At 55.2% G+C, this 23,088-nt stretch carries 13 protein-coding genes, 3 rRNA genes and 1 riboswitch; of the genes, 10 read left to right on the forward strand and 6 right to left on the reverse strand.

The window, feature by feature from the left end:
- The first annotated feature begins 22 nt into the window (after positions 1–22).
- From K2F33_RS10705 to K2F33_RS10750, 10 genes are all read left to right on the forward strand, one after another.
- A complete protein-coding gene (locus tag K2F33_RS10705; protein WP_263881627.1) occupies positions 23–1,006 on the forward strand; it encodes an AAA family ATPase in 984 nt (327 codons plus the stop codon).
- Positions 1,003–2,316, forward strand: a complete 1,314-nt coding sequence (locus K2F33_RS10710) for a DUF58 domain-containing protein (protein WP_263881628.1) — start codon at positions 1,003–1,005, stop codon at positions 2,314–2,316. The genes K2F33_RS10705 and K2F33_RS10710 overlap by 4 nt, the downstream gene beginning before the upstream one ends.
- Positions 2,317–4,533, forward strand: coding sequence for a transglutaminase-like domain-containing protein (locus tag K2F33_RS10715; RefSeq protein WP_263881629.1), 2,217 nt, complete (start codon positions 2,317–2,319; stop codon positions 4,531–4,533).
- Positions 4,534–4,611: 78 nt separating this feature from the next.
- Positions 4,612–6,150, forward strand: a complete 1,539-nt coding sequence (gene guaA / locus K2F33_RS10720; protein ID WP_076175744.1) for a glutamine-hydrolyzing GMP synthase — start codon at positions 4,612–4,614, stop codon at positions 6,148–6,150.
- A gap of 341 nt (positions 6,151–6,491) precedes the next feature.
- Positions 6,492–6,591, forward strand: a riboswitch (purine riboswitch).
- A gap of 156 nt (positions 6,592–6,747) precedes the next feature.
- Positions 6,748–8,118: an NCS2 family permease gene (locus K2F33_RS10725; protein WP_076175742.1), complete on the forward strand. Its 1,371-nt coding sequence runs from the start codon at positions 6,748–6,750 to the stop codon at positions 8,116–8,118.
- 673 nt (positions 8,119–8,791) lie between these two features.
- Positions 8,792–10,344, forward strand: a 16S ribosomal RNA gene (locus K2F33_RS10730).
- 281 nt (positions 10,345–10,625) lie between these two features.
- A 23S ribosomal RNA gene (locus K2F33_RS10735) occupies positions 10,626–13,553 on the forward strand.
- 61 nt (positions 13,554–13,614) lie between these two features.
- Positions 13,615–13,731, forward strand: a 5S ribosomal RNA gene (gene rrf, locus K2F33_RS10740).
- Together the 16S, 23S and 5S rRNA genes form the textbook arrangement of a ribosomal RNA operon.
- A gap of 360 nt (positions 13,732–14,091) precedes the next feature.
- Positions 14,092–15,189: a DUF3626 domain-containing protein gene (locus K2F33_RS10745; RefSeq protein ID WP_244867872.1), complete on the forward strand. Its 1,098-nt coding sequence runs from the start codon at positions 14,092–14,094 to the stop codon at positions 15,187–15,189.
- Positions 15,190–15,331: 142 nt separating this feature from the next.
- Positions 15,332–16,684, forward strand: coding sequence for an MFS transporter (locus K2F33_RS10750; protein WP_244867874.1), 1,353 nt, complete (start codon positions 15,332–15,334; stop codon positions 16,682–16,684).
- 71 nt (positions 16,685–16,755) lie between these two features.
- Here K2F33_RS10750 and K2F33_RS10755 read toward each other — a convergent pair whose 3' ends face one another.
- From K2F33_RS10755 to K2F33_RS10780, 6 genes are all read right to left on the reverse strand, one after another.
- The gene (locus K2F33_RS10755) at positions 16,756–18,561 is read right to left on the reverse strand and encodes a copper amine oxidase N-terminal domain-containing protein (protein ID WP_263881630.1); all 1,806 of its coding nucleotides are present in this window, start codon (positions 18,559–18,561) and stop codon (positions 16,756–16,758) included.
- A gap of 51 nt (positions 18,562–18,612) precedes the next feature.
- On the reverse strand, positions 18,613–18,957 hold the full coding sequence (locus tag K2F33_RS10760) for an EamA family transporter (protein ID WP_076176825.1): 345 nt from the start codon (positions 18,955–18,957) through the stop codon (positions 18,613–18,615).
- Between the two features lies 1 nt (position 18,958).
- Positions 18,959–19,627, reverse strand: a complete 669-nt coding sequence (locus K2F33_RS10765) for a DUF2304 family protein (protein WP_263881631.1) — start codon at positions 19,625–19,627, stop codon at positions 18,959–18,961.
- Positions 19,617–20,369: a glycosyltransferase family 2 protein gene (locus K2F33_RS10770; protein WP_263881632.1), complete on the reverse strand. Its 753-nt coding sequence runs from the start codon at positions 20,367–20,369 to the stop codon at positions 19,617–19,619. Before K2F33_RS10770 ends, K2F33_RS10765 begins: the two co-directional genes overlap by 11 nt.
- Complete coding sequence (locus K2F33_RS10775) at positions 20,344–21,618, reverse strand: ArnT family glycosyltransferase (protein WP_263881633.1); 1,275 nt, start codon at positions 21,616–21,618, stop codon at positions 20,344–20,346. The genes K2F33_RS10770 and K2F33_RS10775 overlap by 26 nt, the downstream gene beginning before the upstream one ends.
- Before the next feature lie 237 nt (positions 21,619–21,855).
- On the reverse strand, positions 21,856–23,085 hold the full coding sequence (locus K2F33_RS10780) for a sensor histidine kinase (RefSeq protein ID WP_263881634.1): 1,230 nt from the start codon (positions 23,083–23,085) through the stop codon (positions 21,856–21,858).
- Positions 23,086–23,088 lie beyond the last annotated feature (3 nt).

Raw genomic sequence — 23,088 nt, forward strand, 5'->3', positions numbered from 1 at the left:
ATTGGAAACGGAGGTTGTTACTATGTCGACTCCATCGGTGTTTCATGATGATGTTGCCCCGGAATTATTGAACCGCGTCTTATCGCGCGTCGGATCCGTTATCGTCGGTAAAGAAAAGGAAATACGCCTGGCCCTAATATCCATGCTTAGCGGCGGCCATATTCTGCTGGAGGATGTTCCAGGGGTAGGTAAAACAATGCTGGTCCGGGCCATCGCCGCTTGCCTTGGCTGCACGTTTGGCCGGATCCAGTTCACATACGATCTGATGCCCGGCGACGTAACGGGCACTTCGATATACCATCCGCACAGCGGAAGCTTCGAGTTCCGGCCTGGGCCGGTTCTCTCCAATATCGTGCTGGCTGACGAAATCAACCGGGCTTCGCCCCGGACCCAATCCGCCCTGCTGGAGGCGATGGAAGAGAAGAAGGTGACCGTGGACGGCACCACCTATCCGCTTCCGCGCCCGTTCCTGCTGCTGGCGACGCAAAACCCGCTGCATTTCGAAGGGACTTACCGCCTGCCTGAGGCGCAGATGGACCGGTTCATGATGCGGCTGAGCCTGGGGTATCCGGAGCCGGCTCAAGAGGTGGAGCTGCTGACGCGAATGCAGCAGGAGCATCCGCTGGACGCCATAAAGCCGGTCATGCTGGCGGAAGAAATGGCGAGCATGCAGCGCGCCGTCCGCGGCGTCTTCGTAGACGAGTCCATCAAGCTGGCCCTCGTCCAGGTGGCGGACGCCTCGCGCCGGCATCCGAACGTTCAGCTCGGCATCAGCCCGCGGGGGACGCTGGCCTGGATGAACGCATCCCAGGCCTCGGCCTACATGGCCGGCCGCTCTTATGTCATCCCGGATGACATCAAGGATACCGCCGTGCCGGTCCTCGCCCATCGGCTGATGCTGAACCATGCCGCACTTCTTGCGGGGGCCGGCGGCGAGGAGCTGGTCCGGGAGCTGCTGCAGCAGCTCGTGCTGCCCGTTCACTCCCGCAAAGGAGGCCGCTTATGATGCGGCGGGTCCTCGAATGGGGGATCGGGCTGGCCGTGCTGGGCGGTCTGGTGGCCATGTACCGGCTGCACGGAGGCGAGGCCTTATGGTTCATGATGTTTGTGACCTGCCTGGTGCTGGCCGGCGGCATGCTGGTTCAGCTGCTCGGCCCCCGGCAAATTCTTGTGGAACGCAGCTTGCCCCAAAGCCTGATTCCGGCGGGGGAGGCGGTGCCCGTGACCCTGCGGATTCATTTCCGCTCACCGCTGCCCCTCCCCTGGATGGCTGTGGAGGATTATTATACCGGCGGGAGCTTACGCCGCGTGCTTTTTCCGGGATTTCGGCGCTCCTTAACGTATCGCTATGAGATTCCCGCTCTTCCGCGGGGGCATTACGGGTTTGAAGCCTGTGCGCTGGAATGGGGCGGCTTGTTCGGCTGGTTCCAGGGAAGGAAGGTCGTTAAGGGAGAAGGCCGGTTTATCGTGCTGCCGGAGCCGCTGCCCGTCGGACAGGAATGGCGGCCGGCGGCTTCGCTGTCTTACAGCGAAGAGGCCAGTCTCCGGCCTCCCCGGTTTGCGGACGGCATGAAGGGGATGGAGGTGCGGGAATACGTTCCGGGGGATCCGCCGAACCGTATCCATTGGAAGCACCTTGCCCGGTGGGGCCGCCTGCATACGAGCCTGCCGGAGGAGGCGCAGCAGTCCTCTTACGCGGTCATGATCGACCGCTCCTTCAGCGGCTATATGCCGGACGGCGCCCGGGCAGGCGACGTCAGCGGCGAGGCCGCGCAGCGGGGGTTCGAGACCGCCGTATCGACGGCGGCAGGGCTGCTCGTTGAAGCCGGGCGTGCCGGCGAGAAGGCGGTGCTGCTCGGCTCCGGGCTTCGTGCCGATATGCCGGGAGAAGCCGGAGGAACCGGCCCTGCGTCAAGGCAGGAGACCGGGCCGGAGATCACCGGCATGCTCGCAGCCTTGTCGGGACTGACGTTGGCCGGCGGCATGCCGCTGCCTGCACAGCTTCAGGAAGCCGCCGGGAACTTGAAAGGCAAAAGAACGGCCGTCGTCACCGGCTATCTGACCGACGAGCTGCTCCGCGCCGTATCCGGAATCATCTCCTCCGGGGGATATGTGGATATCTATTGCGCAGGCGCTTCGGAAAGAAATGACAGCAGCGATTCGGCATCGTACGCTGCGGCGGTTCACGATCCCGGCCTGTTCCGCCGGGCGGCGCTGCTTTCGCGTCTCGGGGCCGGCGTATTTATCGTGCACGGCGGCCGCGTATCCCGCGTCGGTCACGTGGAGTCGAACTTCCCCGGAGAGGGGGCGGTATAGATGGAGGAGCGTACGGATCCGCTTCTGTACAGACTCATCATCTCTCTGCCCTTTATGGGGCTGTTCGCCGAATGGCTCATTCCGCTCCGGCCGCTGACGGGTTCCGCGGACGACGGATTTATGACGACGCTGTTGTGGCTGACAGCGCTTCTGCTGCTGTGGGGAACCCTGCTGGCGAGGTGGACGTTGACCCTCCCGGTGTACTTCCTGCTGGTCGGCGCCGCTTGGTATAGCGTTTCCGGAGAGGGTCAGCCCTTTAGCTGGCTGATTTCCTGGATATCGCAATGCCGCGATGATATTCTGCTGCTGCTGTCCACCGGGCACTTTGCCGAGACCAGCTCGGAGACCCGGACGCTGGTTTTGATTGTCGGCTGGTCCTTATTGGTTTATTCCGTGCAATCGCTCGCCCTGTCGCGGCGCAGCATTTTTCTGTTCGCCGCGGCCACCCTGCTCTACCTGATATGCCTTGAGACGCTGCTCGGCATCCATATTTACGCCGATATGATCCGCACCTGCGGTTTGCTGCTGCTGCTTCAAGGGATGCTGCATCTGTCCGGACTGCGCGAGAGCGATACGTCGGGGAGGTTTGGCGGCAAGGTGTACGGCACCTGGATCGTGTCGCTCAGCCTGCTGTCCCTCCTGGTCCTCGGCGGCAGCTGGGGACTGGGATATGCGGCCGAGGCCAAGCCTCCGGGGAGGTTATCCTTGGAGCAGGCGGCCGGCCGGCTGGAATCCTGGATCCGGGACAATTACGGCGACGCCTCAGCCACAGCCGTGACGGGCTACAACCTGAGCGGGGACGATCAGGACATGGGAATGCCCCTGAGCCAAGGGGGCAGGCTCTATTTTGAAGCGGAGAGCCCTGTCCCTACATATTGGCGCGGGGAAACGCTCAGCCTCTATGACGGCCGTAAATGGGCCGGCCAGGAGGCCGATTCCCGCACCCTGTTCATTCCGGGCGCGGTCCGGCCTGAAGGCTCAGACCCGGAAGCAGAGGAGCCGGCCGCTCCGATGGCCGAGTACCGGACCGTTACCCAGCAAATCATGTTCAGCCGGCCCATGACCGAGAGCTTCCCTCTCTTTGCCGGCGGTCCCATCGCCGAGGTGCTCGACCTGGAGTCGAGCCGGAAATCGGTGTCCCTGACCGTGATCGCCGACGAAGATGCGGGAACGGTCAAGGTGCCGCTGATTTCGGGCGTGCCGGAGGTGAACGGCTACCGGATCAAGGCGGACATTCCCGCCGTGGATCCTCAGGTGCTGCGGGAAGAGAAGGGCGCGGATCCGGCGCGGGTGAAGGACGAATACCTTCAGCTGCCGGACAAGCTGCCCGAACGCGTGAAGCAGCTGGCCGACCGGATTACGTCGGCGTCGCTCACACGATATGACGCGGTCGTCGCGGTGGAAGACTATTTGAAAACCTACTACGCCTACACGATGGATACCCGCGTTCCGCCCCAAGGCGAGGACTTTGTGGATGACTTCCTGTTTACGACAAGGAAAGGATACTGCAACCACTTTTCGACCGCTATGGCGGTACTGCTGCGAAGCGAGGGAATTCCAACAAGGTATGTCAGAGGATTTGCCCCGGGAAAAGAGGACAGCAGCCACCCGGGACGCTATCAAATCAGCGAAGGCGACGCTCACGCCTGGGTCGAGGTGTATTTCCCCGGCTCCGGCTGGATTCCGTTCGACCCGACGCCTGGATTCGCGCTGCCTTCTGACAGCGGAACGGTCCAGGCACAGGATGTTCATTCAGGGGGGACCTGGGATTGGGTTCGCGCCGCCCTCCAGTTGAAGAACATCACGCTCGGGATCGCGTCTTTTATAGCCAAGCATGCGTGGATCGCGGTTGGAGCAGCTGCCACCGCTCTGCTGCTGGCCGCCGCCGTCCGCTGCGTCTGGATGTATCGCGGCCTGATTTGGCTGTGGTGCCTGGTGTATTTATCGCGGCGGACCTTTCCGGGCAAGGAGCAGCTGCTCCGGGCGGCGCTTCCGGCCTGGAAGGGCATTACCCGCCGCTATGGCGCGGCTCCGCCGGGGGCCACCGTTCGGGAATACGTGCAGTCCCTACAGGTCGATGATGAAATGATGCGCAAAGAAATGTACGATTTTGTTGCGGAATGGGAAAAGATAGCTTATGGTCAGGTTCCCGTAAGCCGCAGCCAAGGGAGCGCTTTCCTGCGAAGATGCCTTTTGATCGCCGGCAGGCTGGCATAACTTAGGTGCTGCGGCTTCCTTGACGGTATGAATTATCGTTGCGTATAATTGATTTCATTAATTGAGGGAGGCACGGTAATGAATAAGCCAAATGAAATCATCGTTGTCCTCGATTTCGGGGGACAATATAACCAATTAATCGCAAGACGCATCCGCGATCTGGGAGTATATAGCGAGCTCTTGCCTTTTAACACGCCAATCGAGAAGATCCGGGAGCTGAACCCGAAGGGTATCGTGTTCTCTGGCGGACCGCTTAGCGTGTATGCGGAAGACGCACCCCATGTGGACCCGGCTGTGTACGATTTGGGGCTGCCGATCTTCGGCATTTGCTACGGCATGCAGATGATGGCGCAGCAGCTCGGCGGCAAAGTGGAGCGCGCGCACAAACGCGAGTACGGAAAAGCAGAGCTTGAGTTCAAACCGAACACGACGCTTACCCAAGGATTGGACAACCGTCAGGTCGTATGGATGAGCCACGGGGACCATGTCGTTGAGCTTCCGTCCGGCTTCCAGCTCGACGCGGGTACGGAGTCGGCTCCGATCGCGGCGATGAGCCATGGCGAGAAGAAGCTGTATGCGGTGCAGTTCCACCCGGAAGTACGCCACTCCGTGAACGGCAACGAAATGATCCGCAACTTCCTTTATGAAGTTTGCGGCTGTGAGGGTAACTGGACGATGGAATCCTTTATCGAGGATCAGGTTCGTGAAATCCGCGAAACCGTCGGTGACCAGAAAGTGCTGTGCGCGCTGAGCGGCGGCGTGGATTCCTCTGTCGTTGCGATGCTGATCCACAAGGCGATCGGCGATCAGCTGACCTGTATGTTTATCGACCACGGCCTGCTGCGCAAGGGCGAAGCCGAGAGCGTAATGGATACCTTTGTAGGCAAATTCGATATGAAGGTTGTCAAAATCGACGCCCGCGAGCGTTTCTTGTCCAAGCTGGCCGGCGTGGACGATCCCGAGCAAAAACGGAAAATCATCGGCAACGAATTCATTTACGTGTTTGAGGAAGAGTCTGCGCGTTTTGACGACTTTGCCTTCCTGGCACAAGGAACGCTGTACACGGATATCGTCGAGAGCGGAACGGCAACGGCTCAGACGATCAAGTCGCACCATAACGTGGGCGGCCTTCCGGAGGATATGAAATTTAAACTGATCGAGCCACTCAAAACGCTCTTCAAGGACGAAGTCCGCAAAGTCGGCGAGGAATGCGGTCTGCCTGATGAAATCGTTTATCGCCAGCCTTTCCCGGGTCCGGGCCTTGCGATCCGCGTGCTGGGCGAAGTGACGGAAGAGAAGCTGACGATCGTTCGGGATTCCGACTACATTTTGCGCGAAGAAATCGCCAAAGCCGGGCTTGACCGGGAAATTTGGCAGTACTTCACGGCTCTGCCGAACATGAAGAGTGTGGGCGTCATGGGTGACGCACGTACGTATTCGTATACCGTCGGCATCCGCGCGGTAACTTCGATCGACGGCATGACCGCCGACTGGGCCCGCATTCCGTGGGACGTATTGGAGAAAATTTCGGTGCGTATCGTCAACGAGGTGGAGAACGTTAACCGCATCGTGTACGATATCACCTCCAAGCCGCCGGCCACGATCGAGTGGGAGTAAGGTTAATCGTTATCCTTTTCAAGGTTCAAGATCCGTATCTGCTTAGGCAGGTGCGGGTCTTTTTTGTTTTTTACATAATTTCCGGGTCGATTCCAAAAGCTAAGCCCTATATAGAATGAACTAAAGAAATGAACGTTACAGGGCCGCAGTGGGCCGTTATAACAGAAAGTTCAGTGCAAAACTTTAGTTCAATCTATCTAGTTAGAGAAAATGTTCTGTATAAGGCTCCATCGTTCCATGGGAGAAATATGTAAATTTCCGAACATTGAATCATGTCATACTCTCGATTATTCGTTTTTTCTGTTGACAAGTGAAGCTTGTCTCCATACAATGAATGATGTGAGAAACGACATATGTTCTTTCGTATAATCCCGGGAATTGGCCCGGGAGTCTCTACGAGATCACCGTAATGATCTGGCTACGAATTTAGAAGAGATGATGTCCAACTCGCAGCGCAGCTTGCCTTGACCATGGTAAGTCCAAGCTGATGCTGGCGGGATATCTCTTTCTTTCATTCATAATGTCCGGTGGTCGCTTTGCGGTCTGCCGGGCTTTTTTGTCGTTCTGACTCAAATTTCTAAGGGGGATTATTTGAAAATGGAACGGTTCTTTAAATTAAAGGAACGCGGCACAAATGTAAAAACAGAAATGATCGCCGGTCTCACGACGTTTATGGCGATGGCGTACATCCTGTTCGTCAACAATCTGTTTCTCGGGCCGGACGGTGCGGGTATCCCTCATGAAGGCGTGTTTTTCGCCACCGCAGTCGGCGCAGGCCTCGTTACCATCCTGATGGGATTGTTTGTCAATATCCCGATCGCCTTGGCGCCGGGTATGGGTCTGAACGCTTATTTTATGACCGTCGTGCTTGGATCCAATGGTCAAATTACCTGGCAGGCTGCTTTGGGCGCCGTATTTATTTCGGGGATTATTTTTATCATTCTGACGGTAACGCGCGTCCGGCAAATGCTGATGGTCGCCGTTCCGAAAAACATTAAGACCGCCATTACGGTGGGGATCGGCCTGTTCGTCGCCATCATCGGCTTCAAGCTCGCCAACCTGATCTCGATCACCGTGAACGCTGGTACCGATATCAGCAAGCCGATCGGCGGCGGAAGCTTCAACCTGGCACTAAGCGATTTCTTTACACATAAAGATGCGCTGCTTGCTTTGATCGGACTTTTGATTATCGCCATTCTGATGGTGCTGAAAGTAAGAGGGGCACTCCTGATCGGCATTATCGTAACGACGCTGATCGGCATTCCAATGGGCGTGACGGACCTCAGCGGCTTGTCCCATGCCAACTGGCTGCCTTCGTTCTCCAACCTGGCTGTCGGAGATCTGGATCTGAAGGGCGCGCTGCACATCGGATTGTTCGATATCGTCTTTATTTTCACGTTCGTGGAGCTGTTTGACACCTTTGGAACGCTCGTGGGTACGACGACTCGGATGGGCATCATGAAGGATAAAGAGAAAGGCGAGAAAATCGTCGGTAAAGCGATGCTCGTCGATGCGGTCGGCGTCAGCGCCGGTGCCGTTCTGGGTACGAGTACGATCACTTCCTTTGTAGAAAGCACGGCAGGCGTTGAGGAAGGCGGACGCACAGGCTTGACGGCTATTACCACAGGCGTTCTGTTCCTGCTGTCCCTGTTCATCGCTCCGCTCGCACTGGTGGTTCCTTCGGCAGCTACCGCGCCGGCACTGATCATCGTCGGGGTGCTGATGATGAGCCAGGTTCGCCACATCGAGTGGGACGACTTTTTTGAAGCTTTCCCGGCTTTCCTGACGATCGTCCTGATGCCGTTCTCCGGCGGGATCGCCAACGGGATTTCGGCAGGGATCCTGTCCTATGTGATCCTTGCGGTTTTCTCCAACATCTTCGGGAAGCGCAAAGAGAAAGTTCACTGGCTGATGTGGGTGCTAGCCATCATCGTGGTGTGCCGGTTCGCATTCCTCGGTGCCGAGTAAGTTAAAGAATGGATGAGTTGAATGGTTTGCCCTTGTCTGCTTTAGAGCGGATGAGGGCTTTTTTATTTATGGCAAAATTGAAAAGTATCTATATAACGCAAAGAAATGTGTGGATGGGGGGAATATATAATGTTGTAGAAAATAATTGGGGAATGCTGTGTGGATCGCTGTTGCTCGAGCGAGCAGGCGCACCATGATAAGGAGGGAAGTTAATCTAACCATTAAGACGTGCTTGGAGACCGGGTAGAAGTTTGATAGTATATATGAAGGTTGTGCATGGTTTGCAGCGTGCCACGAATAGAACCAGAGCAAATGGAATAATTGGGAATATATATTTTTTGTCGAAAAAGCTTGCAATAGAATTATAAACATGGTATATTCTAATTCCGGCCAAGAAAACATCGCTTTAAGCGCTGGACAGCAAGCTTGAAAAAAGGATTTAAAAAAAGCTTGCGAAACTGAGTCGGACTTGATATAATATAAGAGTTGCTGCTGAAACACGGGGCGGTAATGAAACGAAGTTTGATCTTTGAAAACTGAACAACGAGTGAGTATAAACGCGATGGTCTTATGACCGGAGCGATTGAGATTAAATCAATCTCGTCAGATTCAAAATGAGCTACAAACTTTCGTTGGAAAGCTACTCCCTTCGGGTGAGCAGATTCTTCCAACTTTCTTGGAGAGTTTGATCCTGGCTCAGGACGAACGCTGGCGGCGTGCCTAATACATGCAAGTCGAGCGGACTTGATGGAGAGCTTGCTCTCCTGATGGTTAGCGGCGGACGGGTGAGTAACACGTAGGCAACCTGCCTGCAAGACCGGGATAACCCACGGAAACGTGAGCTAATACCGGATATCTCATTTCCTCTCCTGAGGGAATGATGAAAGACGGAGCAATCTGTCACTTGCGGATGGGCCTGCGGCGCATTAGCTAGTTGGTGAGGTAACGGCTCACCAAGGCGACGATGCGTAGCCGACCTGAGAGGGTGAACGGCCACACTGGGACTGAGACACGGCCCAGACTCCTACGGGAGGCAGCAGTAGGGAATCTTCCGCAATGGGCGAAAGCCTGACGGAGCAACGCCGCGTGAGTGATGAAGGTTTTCGGATCGTAAAGCTCTGTTGCCAGGGAAGAACGTCCGATAGAGTAACTGCTATCGGAGTGACGGTACCTGAGAAGAAAGCCCCGGCTAACTACGTGCCAGCAGCCGCGGTAATACGTAGGGGGCAAGCGTTGTCCGGAATTATTGGGCGTAAAGCGCGCGCAGGCGGTCATTTAAGTCTGGTGTTTAAGGCCAAGGCTCAACCTTGGTTCGCACTGGAAACTGGGTGACTTGAGTGCAGAAGAGGAGAGTGGAATTCCACGTGTAGCGGTGAAATGCGTAGATATGTGGAGGAACACCAGTGGCGAAGGCGACTCTCTGGGCTGTAACTGACGCTGAGGCGCGAAAGCGTGGGGAGCAAACAGGATTAGATACCCTGGTAGTCCACGCCGTAAACGATGAATGCTAGGTGTTAGGGGTTTCGATACCCTTGGTGCCGAAGTTAACACATTAAGCATTCCGCCTGGGGAGTACGGTCGCAAGACTGAAACTCAAAGGAATTGACGGGGACCCGCACAAGCAGTGGAGTATGTGGTTTAATTCGAAGCAACGCGAAGAACCTTACCAGGTCTTGACATCCCTCTGACCGGTCTAGAGATAGACCTTTCCTTCGGGACAGAGGAGACAGGTGGTGCATGGTTGTCGTCAGCTCGTGTCGTGAGATGTTGGGTTAAGTCCCGCAACGAGCGCAACCCTTGATTTTAGTTGCCAGCACTTCGGGTGGGCACTCTAGAATGACTGCCGGTGACAAACCGGAGGAAGGCGGGGATGACGTCAAATCATCATGCCCCTTATGACCTGGGCTACACACGTACTACAATGGCCAGTACAACGGGAAGCGAAGCCGCGAGGTGGAGCCAATCCTATCAAAGCTGGTCTCAGTTCGGATTGCAGGCTGCAACTCGCCTGCATGAAGTCGGAATTGCTAGTAATCGCGGATCAGCATGCCGCGGTGAATACGTTCCCGGGTCTTGTACACACCGCCCGTCACACCACGAGAGTTTACAACACCCGAAGTCGGTGAGGTAACCGCAAGGAGCCAGCCGCCGAAGGTGGGGTAGATGATTGGGGTGAAGTCGTAACAAGGTAGCCGTATCGGAAGGTGCGGCTGGATCACCTCCTTTCTATGGAGAATCGCTTCCTGCGATGGAAGCATTCAAATACAAATCTAGCCGGTCGGCTAGTTACTCACTCGTTGGTCAGTTTTGAGAGTTCAAACTCTCACATACGATTTCCAGAACTTGCTTGTAGCCAAGCAATTCAGGATTTGGTATGATATAAGTCCGGTCGCGAGACTGGATGATTTGATCCTTGAAAACTAGATAACGAAACGAATCTGCGTTTTAGAAATATCCTTTTAGCTGCTTGTGTCTTCATTGTAAGACCAAGAAGTAAAAAGTAGCATGGTTAAGCTACTAAGAGCACACGGAGGATGCCTAGGCGCTAGGAGCCGATGAAGGACGTGGCGAACAACGATACTGCCTCGGGGAGCTGTAAGCAAGCTTTGATCCGGGGATGTCCGAATGGGGAAACCCGGCTGATGTAATAGTCAGTCACTTCTGTCTGAATACATAGGACAGATTGAGGCATACCAGGGGAACTGAAACATCTAAGTACCCTGAGGAAGAGAAAACAAGAGTGATTCCGTCAGTAGCGGCGAGCGAACGCGGAACAGCCTAAACCGGTCAGCTTGCTGGCCGGGGTTGTGGGACGTCTCACATGGAGTTACAAAGGAATTGGTTAGGCGAAGAGGTCTGGAAAGGCCCGGCATAGAAGGTAAAAGCCCTGTAGCCGAAAGTCAGTTCCCTCCGAGACGGATCCCGAGTAGTGCGGGGCACGTGAAACCCCGTATGAATCTGGCAGGACCATCTGCTAAGGCTAAATACTCCCTAGCGACCGATAGTGAAACAGTACCGTGAGGGAAAGGTGAAAAGCACCCCGGAAGGGGAGTGAAATAGAACCTGAAACCGTGTGCTTACAAGAAGTCAGAGCCCTGTTTATGGGTGATGGCGTGCCTTTTGTAGAATGAACCGGCGAGTTACGTTCCCGTGCAAGGTTAAGGTGAGAAGCCGGAGCCGCAGCGAAAGCGAGTCTGAATAGGGCGAATGAGTACGTGGACGTAGACCCGAAACCGTGTGATCTACCCCTGTCCAGGGTGAAGGTGCGGTAACACGCACTGGAGGCCCGAACCCACGAATGTTGAAAAATTCGGGGATGAGGTGGGGGTAGCGGAGAAATTCCAATCGAACTCGGAGATAGCTGGTTCTCCCCGAAATAGCTTTAGGGCTAGCCTCGGTTTTGCAGTCGTGGAGGTAGAGCACTGATTGGGTGCGGGGCCCGCAAGGGTTACCAAGCTCAGTCAAACTCCGAATGCCATCGACTGATCGACCGGGAGTCAGACAGTGAGTGCTAAGATCCATTGTCAAAAGGGAAACAGCCCAGACCATCAGCTAAGGTCCCCAAGTGTGTGTTAAGTGGGAAAGGATGTGGAGTTGCACAGACAACCAGGATGTTGGCTTAGAAGCAGCCACCATTGAAAGAGTGCGTAATAGCTCACTGGTCGAGTGACTCTGCGCCGAAAATGTAACGGGGCTAAACACACCACCGAAGCTATGGCTTGATGCTTGCATCAGGGGTAGGGGAGCGTTGTATACAGCGTTGAAGGTATACCGTAAGGAGTGCTGGAGCGTATACAAGTGAGAATGCCGGTATGAGTAACGAAAAGATCAGTGAGAATCTGATCCGCCGAAAGCCCAAGGTTTCCTGAGGAAGGCTCGTCCGCTCAGGGTAAGTCGGGACCTAAGGTGAGGCCGACAGGCGTAATCGAAGGACAACAGGTTGAAATTCCTGTACCACCGTAAACCGTTATGAGTGATGGGGTGACGCAGGAGGGTAGTGACGCGAGCTGATGGATGCTCGTCCAAGCAGTGAGGCTGGTGTGTAGGCAAATCCGCACACTTTAAGGCTGGGCTGTGACGGGGAGGGAAAATTATAGTACCGAAGGTCATGATCTCACACTGCCAAGAAAAGCCTCTAACCAGGTGAAGGTGCCCGTACCGCAAACCGACACAGGTAGGCGAGAAGAGAATTCTAAGGCGCGCGGAAGAACTCTCGTTAAGGAACTCGGCAAAATGACCCCGTAACTTCGGGAGAAGGGGTGCCCCGGTAGTGTGAATAGCACGAGGGGGCCGCAGTGAAAAGGCCCAAGCGACTGTTTAGCAAAAACACAGGTCTGTGCGAAGCCGCAAGGCGAAGTATACGGGCTGACGCCTGCCCGGTGCTGGAAGGTTAAGGGGAGCGGTTAGGGAGTAATCCCGAAGCTGTGAACCGAAGCCCCAGTAAACGGCGGCCGTAACTATAACGGTCCTAAGGTAGCGAAATTCCTTGTCAGGTAAATTCTGACCCGCACGAATGGCGTAACGACTTGGGCGCTGTCTCAACGAGAGATCCGGTGAAATTTTAATACCTGTGAAGATGCAGGTTACCCGCGACAAGACGGAAAGACCCCATGGAGCTTTACTGCAGCTTGATATTGGATTTGGGTACGATCTGTACAGGATAGGTGGGAGCCTTTGAAACCTGAGCGCCAGCTTGGGTGGAGGCGCCGTTGGGATACCACCCTGATCGTATCTAGGTTCTAACCTGGTACCGTAATCCGGTATGGGGACAGTGTCAGGTGGGCAGTTTGACTGGGGCGGTCGCCTCCTAAAGAGTAACGGAGGCGCCCCAAGGTTCCCTCAGAATGGTTGGAAATCATTCGAAGAGTGCAAAGGCAGAAGGGAGCTTGACTGCGAGACCTACAAGTCGAGCAGGGACGAAAGTCGGGCTTAGTGATCCGGTGGTACCGCATGGAAGGGCCATCGCTCAACGGATAAAAGCTACCCTGGGGATAACAGGCTTATCTCCCCCAAGAGTCCACATCGACGGGGAGGTTTGGCACCTCGATGTCGGCTCATCGCATCCTGGGGCTGAAGTAGGTCCCAAGGGTTGGGCTGTTCGCCCATTAAAGCGGTACGCGAGCTGGGTTCAGAACGTCGTGAGACAGTTCGGTCCCTATCTGTCGTGGGCGTAGGAAATTTGAGAGGAGCTGTCCTTAGTACGAGAGGACCGGGATGGACGTACCGCTGGTGCACCAGTTGTTCCGCCAGGAGCATGGCTGGGTAGCTACGTACGGACGGGATAAGCGCTGAAAGCATCTAAGCGTGAAGCCCCCCTCAAGATGAGATTTCCCAGTATGTAAGACCCCTTGTAGACGACGAGGTAGATAGGTTGGAGGTGGAAGTGCAGCAATGCATGGAGCTGACCAATACTAATCGGTCGAGGGCTTATCCAAAAAAATATAAAACACAGATTCGTTTCGTATCTAGTTTTCAAGTGATCAAAACACTTGAACGTTTGGTGGCGATAGCGGAGGGGTTCCACGCGTACCCATCCCGAACACGACCGTTAAGCCCTCCAGCGCCGATGGTACTTGGACCGAAGGGTCCTGGGAGAGTAGGACGTTGCCAAGCGAAGAACCACTGTTGATAACATCGACAGTGGTTTTTTATTTCTTATCCCCAATGTGGACAACACATCCGTTTTGTCCGTTCATCCACAAATACATATTCCCTGGTCGATTTTCCAAAGGTTATGCACAAAAAAGAGAACCATCCCCGCGCAATTTGGATTATAATCATAAATTATATTCCCATAATTCACAGTTTCATCCCCAGTACTCACAATTGAAGTGTGCTTTATGGCATAAATGATTCATGTGGTGATGTTAAGTTGACTTTTGTCTAAATGTTATTCACATGTACATAAGTTTGTAAGTTCATGCCAAGGGCTCTTCGTATGATTGCCCCGGGATCGATAAAGGAGGAGTAAGTTTGACCGAAGCACAAGCTCGAGCTGTACAGTATGTACGTACGGATGCTTTGGATGTGCAGTGCCTTTCCCGCAGCGTAATTGACCGGATTTTGGCTGCAGAAGGACTTAGCGCGATTGATGTTGACTTGCTTATTGATCATATTCGCCGTTTTGCTCGGGTTACGCTCAATTTTCATCCCGATCGTCTGCTCGCTACCGGCCGTTCGGTGGTTGAGGGACTGCTTCAGGAAGGGGTGTACCGGGGACAGTTTGAGACCTCGATCTCCAACGGGAGCCGAACGGCATTTGCTGGTGGTGATCGTGACCGCTGGGAAGAGCATCTATTTGGAAAAGCATACCAGGCACCCGGAGTAACCAACGAAGAACGGCCGAAGTATGGTGGGCTTAACCTGATGAATTATGCGGACGGTGCGTCACCGCGGTTTGGCTCGTGCCACCTCGTCCTTCGCCCGCATGTTTCAGAGCGCTGCACCTTTACGTTTGGGGATAGCTTTACGGGTCCGGAGCGAAAAGGAACGATCGACGTTTTTTCTCCATTGTTGGCTCCTATGTTTGAGGCGGCTGTCAGCACACAGGAGGTGCTCGGTTCGGATCACATCAACGTACGGCTGTTGGTGGAGCTGCTTCAATCGCTAAACACCAGATCCAGCGAGTTTATACCCGAAGCCTTAGGAAGGTCACTCGATGACTACATTGAAGCACAGGTTCATGCTGTGGTGGATTTGGCGAATGACGCGGAAGCCCTGATTGCTGATCCCTCGTTCAAAGGCACGCCAACGGGGAACCTATTGGAAGAGACCTGCTATAAATATGATTTGCGGCTTGGTTGGCATGCGGGTTTTCAGTTAGAGGTTGGATCGGTACCGGGCGATTTTCGGGGGCCTGCAATGCAGCCGCTTGCACTCAGGATCGACCAAAGGTTCGGGAACGATAGGGGGCGGATTGACGCGGCAGTATTAGGCTTGGCAGCGGCATCGCTGCACAATCATCCCGAAGAGTGGCAGGACTGGGGATCATACGATGAAACGTTACAGCACATGAAGCAGTTATGGCATGTCCTTGTCCGATTTGGTTCACCACATTATTTTGTTACGTAATGTCACGCAATATAGAATCGGTGAACATATAAAAGGATCAGACTTATATTGCTTTCTATCCATTTGATGACTTTCTTTGTCTTCCAGACTTTTTATACTCGAAAAAACTCCCAACTTCTAAGAACGAAAGGAGGGTGACGGGTTGAGCATTCAAAAGCAGGAATCCAAGCGACATAAAAAAATGCGTTCCACCGAACCTCTGGATTCGTATGAATCCGTTGCCCGTGGTGCATCGAAAACTTTGGACGAGATACAGCGACCTCAAACAAAGGACGACTCCTTCTCCAGGAGACAGGTCGTGCTGTTTATCTCTGTTGTTTTCCTGTACTGGTTCTCGTCTTATATTTATGTTCCGATTTTGTCGCCTTATATCGAGCATTTGGGGGCATCCTATACCTATCTGGGTATCGTTCTCGGTTCCTACGGTTTGATGCAAATTTTGTTCAGGCTGCCGCTCGGCATTTTATCGGATTTTATGGAAAAGCGCCGTCCATTTATTTGGCTGGGGTTGGCCGCCAGTGCGGTAAGTGGGCTGATGTTTGCTGCGTTCGGACATTTGGGATGGGCGCTGGCTGCAAGAGCCATGGCAGGGATCGCCGCGTCGACCTGGGTGGTGTTCACCGTCGCGTTCTCAGGCTTTTTCCCGAAACATGAAGTAACCCGGGCAATGAGCATGATGCAGTTCACCACCGTGGCCGCCCAATTGACGAGCATGCTCGTCAGCGGATATTTGGTGGAGCGTTGGAGCTGGCAGCTGCCGTTTTGGCTTGGAGGCATCGTTGCGGTGGTAGCCCTTGTACTTGCTTTATTTTTGCGGGAAAAAGAGCCGGATCCCGGGCGCACCCCCATGTCGCTTCAGGATTTGGCACCGGTTATGCGTGACCGGATGCTGTTTCGGGTTTCTTTTCTGTCGATCCTGGCGCACTGCGTTCTGTTCATCACGATGTTTGGGTATACGCCGAATCAGGCGCTGGACCTGGGTGCAAGCAAGAACGACCTTGCTTGGCTGACGCTGTCTTTCATGCTGCCGCATGCGGCGGCTACGCTGTTTGCCGGACGGACCCTCGTTAACCGTTTCGGGGCAAGGGCCGTGCTAACCGTGGGGTATGTGGGAACGGCCGTTTTTACGTTTTGTATCCCGGCGGCATCGAGTTTTGGCTGGCTGTGCGTAACGCAAATATTTAATGGACTGGCACAAGGACTGGTCTTTCCGCTACTTTTGGGCAAATCGGTGGCCCACATCGAGCCATCCAAAAGGGCAACGGCGATGGGTTTTTATCAGGCAGTCTATGCGATCGGCATGTTCATGGGCCCGTTTATCGCAGGCTGGATCAGTTCGGCATGGGGGCTCGCAGGCGGGTTCCGCTTGGCGGCATATGCAGCGTTAGCTGCGGGAGTGCTCGCTTTTTGGTGGATTCGGACGGATACAAAAGCCGGGGTGAGTGCAGCTTCAGGCGGACCGCCGAATACGGGAAGTGTCCAGAAAAATGTGTAATGTGCGGTTAGAGCTGCAGTTTGATCCGCCTAAAAGACCCGCAAAGCGCTGAAACGCTTTGCGGGTCTTTTTTATTTTTCCGAAATAGGGAGAAACAGCAGGGAAAACGGCAGGTTGCTGCCGGCGGCCGGGGACAGCCAGAGTTCCACCTTCTCCTCCCGGGCCTGCGTCCGGTACAGCACGGTGGCGCTGTCCTGGGAGCCGTCGCCGTGCTTGATCTCGACAACCCGGTCGTTCACCCTCGCCGAGCCGAAGTACCTACCGCCACGCGGGTTAAAGGCGATGAGCGTGTCCGGCGCAACATGGTTCAGGATGATTTTATACAGGACACCGTAATTGCCGGAGTTGATAGCAACGCTGTCCTGCATCCCGTCCATCCCCCGCTGAAAAGGATCGGTGGTGTTGTCGGTGAGCGGCAGGCGCTCCGCTTCCGTTCCGACCGTGCCGTCGTATTCGAACACGCGCGTCGAATCCGCAAAGGTGCCGCGGACGATGGACTCGATCGGATTTAAATCAGGCAGAGACGGCATGACCGCAATCGGGTCATGATCGGCCTGAACCATCAGCATGGTATATTCGACGGGTGCATCGCTGGTGACATCGGCATTCATCGTGATGACATCGCCGGGAGCAGCCGCGGTAGCATTCAGCTTGGGAAAGAGGGCCACGCTCTCGCCGGGGGCGATCTGCACGCTTCGCTGTTCACTGCCGGTCAAGGTGGACTCCAAATACCGGACGCCAGCCAGTCTGCCGGATAGCTCAGGATACGGAGTGGGCCCCGCCACGCCCGCGCTCTCGATCTGGATTGATGCCGCGGTATCGTTCGGATTGGTGGCGACCAGGTAGAAGCGTGCCTTTGTGGCCAGGTTGTTTTTGTGATGGACCAGAAACCGGGCCGGTCCCGACAGGATGTCCTGGTACAGGTTCCCTTCCGAGTTGACCGTCTCCGGACCGCTGGCCCGGAACAGCAAATACGGCTCGGTCGTGTAGGTGTAGGGCAGCGCTTTGTAGGACAGGATCGATTTGCCGCTGACCTGGAATGTGCCGCCTGCCGGAGTGAAGCGCTTGGCATATTCTTCTTTGCTGTACAACACCTCGGAAGTGATTTCGATTTTTTTGCTGTATTCGGATGTCAGGCCGCGCTTGTCGGTGACTTTAAGCTTGATTTCCACCGTACCCGGCTCGAAAAAGGCCGGTTCGTTGTTCGTCCATTCGCGATTCGTGATCGCGTCTTCGTCGTCGGTGCTTTGATCGCTCAGGGTCACCGGCTCGCCGATCCGGTATTGATCTTTGTCCGTCGTAAAATAGGCCTGCGGCGGTTCGTTCGTTAGCGGACTTTCCGGCTTGTCCGTCCCCGAAGATCCGGAACCGCCAGGGTATAGCGTAATTTGGTTTCCCTGGAGCACATAAGGGAGATGAAAAGCAGCCGTCAGCGAAGTAAGGGGAACCATCAACACGCCGCGGTCCTCGTACGCTTCGCCTTTCATCGTTTTTGTCTCCCCGTTGACTTGATATGCCTTGGTATGTACACGGTACCTGGCCTCGGTACCTTCTCGGGATACGGTGGTCTCTTTCGTAGAGGCTTGGTAAGTCACTTTACAGCCCAAAGAGACGGCAAGCGAGCGGAGGCTGACAAAGGTGACTCCTTTTTTGACGACAGTGGAACGGTTTAATGCGGACTCGGTGCCGCTATTCAGGATTCGGCTGCTGTTTAAATAGATGACCGTCGTTCCGGAAGGAGCTGCGGGTGCTTGAGCCGTAGTCACTTTCTGCGGGATCGTAGGCTCTTGCTCCAGATCGGATGCGGCAGATGCCGGAACCACACCGTAGGCGGCAAGCAGAACGGAAGTCAGAAGGGCGGTTTTTTGTATTTTCATGGGAATGATATGGAACTCCTTTTCTGAAATTTGAAAATCAAACAGGGGGCTTTATTTGGCGGCAATGATGACCGCTCCCAGTACGATGACCGCGGCCCCGATCCAGCGGTTCAGCGGAACGCTTTCCCCGAAGAAATACCACGCGGCGAAAATTCCGGCGGCGTAAGCCAGGCTTTGCAGCGGGTAGGCAAGGCTGAGCGGCAGCCGGGACAGCACAACGAACCACAATCCCGTGGCGATTGCATAAAGAACGATACCAAGCAGAATCAGCGGTGAAAATAATACCTGCAATAGGTTGCCAAGGTGGATGCCACCTTGCTGCTGCAGGCCGATTTTCCAGGTGATTTGACCGGCGACCAGAAGCAGCATGTTGAGAAGCAGCATCAAGTAAGCCATACTAGCGGTTCACCTCCGTGCTCGAAGAAGAAGGCACAATAATTTGCTCTTCGGAAGAAGCCGCCGCAGAAATTCGCTGACAGGGCTCCACGGAATGGAGTCCGGAGAATTCCCCAGACGGCATCCCGGATTGCTGCAGGGTATGCGCTTCTGGGGGCTGTTGAGAATGCGGTCTAGATGGCTGCTCAGGATGCGGTCTAGATGATTGTTCAGCATGAGGCGCGGATGACTGTCCAAAATGCGGGTCGGATGTCTGTCCCGGGCGCGATCCAAAGGCAGGACCGGCAGCAAGCCCCATAGAGCCCTCTGAGCCTCCCTCCGCCTGGGCTTCAAGCTTTTGAATGCGCTGTTCCTGCAAGCCCAGCGTTTGGGTAAGCACGATGACCCGGTGCGTGAGCGTGGAGACCGCCATCGTCAAATGCAGCAGGATGAACAGCACCGCGACTACGCTTAGCAGGTAGAGCAGCGACGGGGCGTAATAAATGTGGATCCGCTGCGCGACCTCGTCCAAAAGGGACGGAAACAGGGACAGCGCCATCATGATCACGCTCATCAAAAGCCAGAGCAGGGCGTACTGCTCGCGCAGCCTGTGCTTGCGGATCAAGTATAAAATCGTGCCGGCAAAGGCAAGGCTCATGCAAAAGCTGATGAGATAAATATTAAGATTCATAGCGGTTTTCCCACGCTCTCTTTTTCTTGGTTTTCATGAGCAGGACCGACAGGATGACCTTGGACATGTAATACACGGATTTCATGGCCGAGATGCTGGAGACGCCTCCCTGACGCTCATTCATCACGACGGGAATTTCCGTAAAGGACAGCTCCCGGTTGTAGAGCAGCATCAGCGCCTCTACTTCGGGATAGTCGGTCGGGTACTCGCGGGCGAATAGGGAGATGGCGCGCCGCCCGCACAGGCGGTAGCCGGAGGTCGGATCGGTCACGTTCTGCCCGGTGAGCCGGGTCACGAGGGCGGACAGCAGACCGATGCCCATTTTGCGGGCGAAAGTCGACTGGAAGCCCTCTTTGGTAATAAAGCGGGAGCCAATCACCATATCGGCGCCGGTATCGAACTGGGCGGACAGGAGGCGGCGCAGATCGCACGGATTGTGCTGACCGTCGCCGTCGATCTGCACGGCGTAGTCGTAGTGATGCTCCGCCGCGTAGCGGTAGCCGGTTTGCACCGCGCCGCCGATGCCCAAGTTGCAGGTCAGGTCGATGACATTGGCCCCGGCGTCCCGGGCGATCCGGCTGGTGGCGTCGCTCGACCCGTCGTTGATGACGAGCACTTCTGCGTAAGGCGCGTCTTCGCGGAGCCGGCGGATGACCTGCCCGATCCCCTCCGCTTCGTTATAGGCGGGCACGATCACGAGCACTCTGTGCGGCTTGTTATGGCTTTCCGGTCGATTCAGCATAAGTAACAGCTCCTTTCCGTGAATTTGAAGAGCGGGTCCATTTCTGCCACGCCCAACGGAGGATGGCGATCCCCGCGGCCGCATCCAGCATGATGATCAGCGGCATGGCGGTGTAGTTATAGCGGAACTCAGGAACGAAGGCCAGGCGGGTAACCGTCATGACTGCTACAATCAGCATCATCAGCGTTAATGGCTGCTTCCATTTCCGAAGCGATGCGACCAGGGCCACGGGACAGAACCACACGAGCGCCACATGCAGCAGGCTGCCCAGCGGGCTCGGAAGCACGCGGTATAACGGGCTGTGGCCGCTGCCGAAGTACATATTTGAATAAATGTACTTGAGCTTGCCGACGGTGTACCATTTGACGAACTGCCATGTGTGCTGCGTAAAACCGATCTTCAGCCGCTCTTTGGCGACTTCCATCTGCGTTTTACCATGCCGGTCGACCAGGCCGTCGTTGTAATTTTTGTCCGGATAGGTGCCGGCGGCAAACGGATTGACCTGGGTGGAGGCGATCACGACCTCGTGCAGGGTCACGATGTTGCGGATCACCCAAGGAGCGAGGACGATCCCTGTTCCGATGCAGGTGAACAGCAGCAGCTTGAGCGTGAGGCGGAATTCCTTTTTCCAGAGCCAATACAGCCCGTACACCGGCGCGATCAGAATTAAAAACTCCGGACGCGTCAGCACCAGCAGGCCCATTGCCGCCCCGCTAAGCAGAGCGAGGGTTCGTGTTCTGCGCTCGAAGGCTTCAAGCTGCAGACGGATATACAGCATCAGGAAAAAGCAGGCCAGCGTCTCGGTCAGAACCGCACCGTTGCTCCAAATAAACGGCGGATACACGCTGCTGATGAGCAGCACGATCATCGAAACGGTCCGACCCGAGAGCTTTCGGGCCACCGAGTATATGAGCCACAGGGTGACGAGGCTGATCACGACCTGTATGTAACGGATGTAGGGGAACGGATCATGATGCTGGTAATCGACCAGCTTGTAGATGGCCGCCATAAACAGCGGATACCCCGGCGTGACCTGGGCGTTCGACTGGGTATCCTTGTAAGCGTAGATCCCTTTTTCAAGCAGCTGCCGGACCATGATGTCGTAATTCAGCGTGTCATGCGAAACCTTATGGTTGACCGAAAGCAAAAAGTCCAGCCGAACATAGGCAGCCAGCGCGAAGATCAGCACGAAAATCGTGATGAGCAGCGTTTTTTTATGGGCAAACAATTTTGAAGTGATGGTGTACATACGGATTTCGTGCTCCTTCCTTGACAGACATTGGAGACAAACAGCTCTCCTCACGGACGATGCCTGCTGTCCTTCTAACTTGAATCTAAGATTACAGGAGAGTTCTTAACGGGAGCCTACCCAAATGCTTAACAAACGCTTAAGTTTTTCTGTATAAGCGTGCACCAAAAAAGCAGATAGCCGCACTCCCCAGATGGGATGAGGTTATCTGCTTTTTGTATGGTGAAAGGAAAGTGGTTATGCCGGCACAGCCGGATCGGGAAGCCGGGTCTCAAACACGGTCTGGTTCGTCGAGCTCTCCACGGAGATGTCGCCGCCGTGCACGTCAATGATGCTCTTGGTGATGGCCAGCCCGAGCCCGGTACCGCCGGTCGCTTTGGAACGCGATTGCTCTACGCGGTAAAACCGTTCGAAGATATACGGTAGATCCCGCTTGGGGATGGGCTCCCCGTAATTGCAGACGCGTATGCGGACAAAAGCTTCTTCCTTTTCGATATAAACGTCGATATATTTGCCGCGGCTTCCATATTTAATGGCATTGGAAATGAGATTTTCGTAAGCCCGGACGAGGTGGTCGCCGTCGGCTTGAATGATGACCGGCTGCTCCGGCGCGTGAATCTGCAGAATCATGTTCGCCTGCTCCAGGCTCGGCACAAACTCCTCGGCCAGCTGCCGGATCAATCCGGTTACATCCAGCTTGCGCAGGTGCAGCGGCATGCCGTTGTTGATGCGCGTATACTCAAACAGGTCGTCGATCAGCTTCTTGAGGCTGAGCGATTTTTCGTAAGCGATATTCATGTAATAGCGAAGCTCCACCTCGTCGGCATAACGGTCCTTATCGATGATTTCCAAAAATCCGAGAATGGAGGTCAGCGGGGTCCGCAGGTCGTGGGATACGCCGGTGATCAGATCGTTTTTCGTCTTCTCGGCGTTACGCTCCTCTTGAATGGAGCGATTCAGCTGAGCGCTCATCTGGTTGATGCTGTCGGCAATCCGGCCGAGCTCATGGTTTTCCCGAACCGGAATTTCGTAATCGAAATGTCCCTTGGCGATCTCCGCCAGCCCGTAACTGATTTCCTCCAGGTACGTATGAATTTGCCCGGACAGGCTGTTCATGTTTTCCGCGATCGTTCCGAGCTCATCGGCAGCTTTCACACTAACGGAAGCTTGGAGCCGGCCGCCGGCCATGTCCTCCAGGACTCCAGCCAGCTCTTTGGCATAACGAACGAGGGGCCGGGTGGAAGCCACGTAGAGGGACAGGAAAAAGACGACACCGAACACCCCGATCGTCGGTCTTGAGCCGATATGGTTGATCACCCAAATCAGGGGCACATTATAAGGCGGGCGCACAATGATATAAGAGGCGAGCAGGCGGCCGAGCAGCACGAACAGCAGCGTCAGCCCGGTGCAGCCGAGAAACACGGCAAGGAACTTCCAGCGGATGCCGATGTATACCTTGGTGGTCATGGT

It is taken from the genome of Paenibacillus sp. PSB04, from assembly GCF_025809195.1.
GTDB classification, from domain to species: domain Bacteria; phylum Bacillota; class Bacilli; order Paenibacillales; family Paenibacillaceae; genus Paenibacillus_AQ; species Paenibacillus_AQ favisporus.